This is a genomic window from Streptomyces mutomycini, from assembly GCF_001700505.1.
GTDB lineage: Bacteria > Actinomycetota > Actinomycetes > Streptomycetales > Streptomycetaceae > Streptomyces > Streptomyces mutomycini.
Genome location: NZ_MAPV01000236.1, coordinates 1 through 3,186, shown reverse-complemented (window position 1 = coordinate 3,186; position 3,186 = coordinate 1). Strand labels below are relative to the sequence as shown.

Sequence of the window (3,186 nt, the reverse complement as noted above, 5' to 3'; positions counted from 1 at the left end):
TCGAGGACGCCTCCGTCCGGGCTCTCCCGGACGGAGGCGTCCTCGAGAAGGTAGGGCATGGGCCCCTCGTGAGCGGGGACTTGATGACGGCGCCCGGCCAACTCGGCGCTGAGATCGCCGTACGACAGCGGTGCCGCACCCGCGCGTGCACGTTCCCGCAGGATGTCGACCACGGCGTCCAGAGCCTGCTCGTACTCCGGCGTGTTCTTCCTCATCGCCCTCTCCCCACCTCGGCGTCCGGTCCCGGCCCCGGCTCAGAGACCAGACGCCCCGCGCACGGACTGGTGGGGTGCACGCTCAAGTTCCAGCGCGAAGTGGTGGACCCGGTGCACGGATCGCGCTCGCGCCGGGCCGACGGTCTCCGGCTCCTGCGGCGCTTCCACGCAGCAGCTGCGGTCGAGGCCGGCCCCGCTGACCCGGGCCGCGAGCCAGGTGGGCGGGTTCGGGCCGTTGCAGGGGCCGACGAGGGTCGGCGGGGGTGCGGACTCCGGAGGGTCTTCATGCGAACAGATCGGGTCAGTGAAGACGTCGTGGACTCTCCGCCCGCCGCGTGGTGGCCGGGCCGGCCGCACGCCTGCCGGTCCGGTCGCCGATGCGTGAACCACCGCCGCGCACCCCTGAGTCCGTTTACCGGCAAGAGTGCTGCCTCGCCTGGCCTGATAGCGGAATGGGTGAATTCCGCTTCCCTCCCTCCCCGTGTTGAGGCCGGCTGATGCGCGGTACCGGACATAAGTGTCGAGTTGAGTGATCCTCAGGAGGCGGTTGACGGCCCTATTCAGTCAACCTAAGCTGTCGATTCGAACGGGGGGCGGATGAGGAAACCTCATGCCGCATGGACTGGGGGGCAGCATCTCGGTGATTGTCTTTCTCTGGTTCATTCTGCGGTCACTGACTCCGGGCATCGTCAATCCGGCGTGCCCATCCTGGACGCGGGCGTGTCCCACCTCCCTTATTGCGGGGAACCGGACCGATGCGCGGCCGTACAGCCTCCGCCTCGCCATGGTGCCACCTGTGTGAGCCCATTTTGGCAACAGAAGACGCAAGCGACCAACGGGGGGAAGACGCGTGCGCTCGCACTTGCTCGGCCGTATTGAGCTCGACCGTGAACTGGACCGTCAATTTCGCTGAGTTCGGCGAGCGCTTCTCGCTGACCATTCGGTGAACGGCTGGAGAACGGGGCACGGGGGAAACAGTGATCGAGGATTCGCTTCCCGCTGACGTGATGTCCGCGGAGGCATTCGACGGCGAAGTGGACATTTGTCTCTTCGTCGAGGAACGCACGGCCGTCGCCGATGCCGTACCAGGGCGCCGACGAGGAATCCCGACGGTGCGCCGGTGTGGTCGTGGCGCGCTCTGTGAACTGGGTGTTTCTCCGTTACCCCTGCCCCCCGGGCGGCACATGGCTCCGCGTCGGCCGGCTGAAGTGGTCGGCAGTACGACGCACTCCTGCGGATACCGTGCGGCCGTGGTGGCGCGGGCCCGCCGGCTGCATTCCGTGGGCATCGACGCCGAGGAAAGTGCCCCGCTTCCTGCCGGGAATTCGATACCCCGGCTCACGGGGCGCCGGACGCACCGCGACGGGTCCGATCCGACAGCAGTCGCTCTACCCCTGCCCGTGAATGAATCGCCGGATCGCGCATCGCACACCCGGGCACCCTCGCGCGCCTTTCTTGGGACGGAAAACCGATGACCGCCTCGCCCACGTTCACCGAAACTTTCACCGTCACCGCGGACAACCCCCTGTTGCACGGTCACGTCGTGTACGGCCGCAGCCTGCTGCCCGGTGTCGGCTACGTGGACCTGGTGCTCCAGGTGCTCGCCAGGCACGGACACCCGATGCCCGAGGTGGAGCTGCGCAACCTCACCATCCTCGCGCCGCTCGTCGCCGGCCCCGGTGAGGCCGTCCTGACCACCGTCGAGGGGCGTCCCGCGACCGGCGGGGGATGGCGCATCGAGGTGCGCAGCCGTCGCCCTCAGGACACCGACGACGTCCTCCACGCCGTCGTCACCGCGCACCACCGCGGCCCCGTCGCCTTCACGGAGCGGCTACCGCTACCCCTCCAAGGGGTGACCCGGCGCACCACCATGGACGAGATCTACACCTGGTGCCGGGAGTACGAGCTCTTCCATTCGGGTCTGATGAAGCTCGGCGGCGCGGTCCACCACCGTCCCGGTGACTGGATCGCCGAGCTGGAACTCGCCCCTGAACACCAGTCGTCCACCGGCGCGTTCCTCTTCCACCCCGCTCTCTTCGAAGCCGGGCTCCTGGGCGGCGGTGTCGCCCTGGGCATGCTGCACGGGGACAACGACGGCCCGGGCCTCTACCTCCCGCTGATGTTCGACCGGTTCCGCGCGGCCGGGCCGCTCGGCGGTCGCTGCTACGTGCGCGTGCCCGCAGACTCCGTTCGCCGCGACGACGAACTCATTCGTCTGGTCGTGGAGTTCTACGACGAGGCCGGCCAGAAGGTCGCCGAGGTCGGGCAGTTCGTCGCCAAGCGCATACGGGCGGTCGGTGCGCTCGACGTCCGAGGCGGCACTCCCGCCGCGTCGTCCCCGGTCCCGGCTTCCGCTGCGGCGCCGGTGGTGGATTCCCCGGTCGTCTCCGCTGTGCTGCGGGAGCTGGTGGGTTCTCGGCTGGGTATGTCCGCGGACGCGGTGGATGAGGGTCTGGGCTATTACGATTTGGGCTTGGGGTCGGCTGATCTGCTGGACCTGGTAGGGAAGTTGGAGGGGCGGCTGTCGGTGGAGCTGTCGCCGACGGTGATGTTCGAGCATCGGACGATCGCGGAGCTCGCGGCGTGGCTGGAGCCCCAGCTGCCTGCCGGCGCCGTCGCGGCGGCACCGGCGGTGCCCGTGCCCGCCGCGTCGTCCCCGGTCCCGGCTTCCGCTGCGGCGCCGGTGGTGGATTCCCCGGTCGTCTCCGCTGTGCTGCGGGAGCTGGTGGGTTCTCGGCTGGGTATGTCCGCGGACGCGGTGGATGAGGGTCTGGGCTATTACGATTTGGGCTTGGGGTCGGCTGATCTGCTGGCTTTGGTGGGGGAGCTGGGGGAGCGGCTGTCGGTGGAGCTGTCGCCGACGGTGATGTTCGAGCATCGGACGATCGCGGAGCTCGCGGCGTGGCTGGAGCCCCAGCTGCCTGCCGGCGCCGTCGTGGCGGCACCGGCGGTGCCCACGCAGGCTCCCGCC

The 3,186-nt window shown here is 69.3% G+C and carries 2 protein-coding genes and 1 pseudogene; 2 read left to right on the top strand and 1 reads right to left on the bottom strand.

Translation table 11 applies throughout. The annotated features are described in order from the left end of the window. Nucleotides 1-215: pseudogene (locus BFF76_RS27855) on the bottom strand (hypothetical protein); the annotation flags it as partial. Nucleotides 216-1,222: 1,007 nt separating this feature from the next. Here BFF76_RS27855 and BFF76_RS34770 point away from each other — a divergent pair. Together BFF76_RS34770 and BFF76_RS27850 are read left to right on the top strand one after the other, a co-directional pair. Then, the gene (locus BFF76_RS34770; RefSeq protein ID WP_381822852.1) at nucleotides 1,223-1,690 is read left to right on the top strand and encodes a hypothetical protein; all 468 of its coding nucleotides are present in this window, start codon (nucleotides 1,223-1,225) and stop codon (nucleotides 1,688-1,690) included. Next, on the top strand, nucleotides 1,687-3,186 hold a 1,500-nt coding region (locus tag BFF76_RS27850; RefSeq protein ID WP_208604887.1), incomplete at its 3' end, for a phosphopantetheine-binding protein. The genes BFF76_RS34770 and BFF76_RS27850, both read left to right, overlap by 4 nt.

Coding starts and splice junctions, on each gene's coding strand:
- BFF76_RS34770 (WP_381822852.1), top strand. CDS start 1,223: ATGTCCGCGGAGGCATTCGACGGCGAAGTGGACATTTGTCTCTTCGTC.